This is a genomic window from Vibrio sp. 1978 (assembly GCF_033344345.1).
The window spans coordinates 1-552 of sequence record NZ_JAWPOP010000869.1; the positions used below are offsets into that span (position 1 = coordinate 1).

1 protein-coding gene is annotated in these 552 nt (G+C 50.2%); it reads right to left on the reverse strand.

Features of this window, described 5'->3' with window-relative positions:
• Positions 1–552, reverse strand: a 552-nt coding sequence (locus R8N49_RS29590; protein WP_318190753.1) for a cation:proton antiporter, incomplete at both ends; no start/stop codon positions are given.

Genomic DNA, 552 nt, shown 5'->3' on the forward strand with positions numbered 1-552 from the left:
GATCAAGCCGCCGCTGACGGTCAAAATCGAGTACAAGCCATCCGGCAGTTGATTGCGATTGATGACTTTCCACAAGACCCAGCCACCAGCAAAACCAAGTAGCGCACCGATACCAAACTGCTTAACAAAACTGAGCGCTAAAAATCCGGCGCTTAACTCCGTTCCCGTACTAGAAAGAATCGCAATTAACGTGACGGTCAAGAACACCGCCATTGGGTCGTTGGTGCCCGATTCAATTTCTAACGTCGAGCCAACACGTTCGTTCAGACTGCGGCCTTTCAATAAAGAGAAGACCGCGGCCGCATCCGTTGAACCGACAATCGCGCCAACTAAGATACCTTGCAATAAATCCAAATCGAACAGCCAGGTCGCCATCAAGCCAGTTAACAATGTCGTGATGGCTACGCCTATGGTTGCCAACGACACCGAAGGCCACAAGGCGACCCGAAAACTGGCGACTCGCGTTCGCATCCCGCCATCCAAAAGAATGATGGCGAGCGCTAAGTTACTGACTAAATAAGCGATGGAATAATTATCAAATAAGATTCCGCC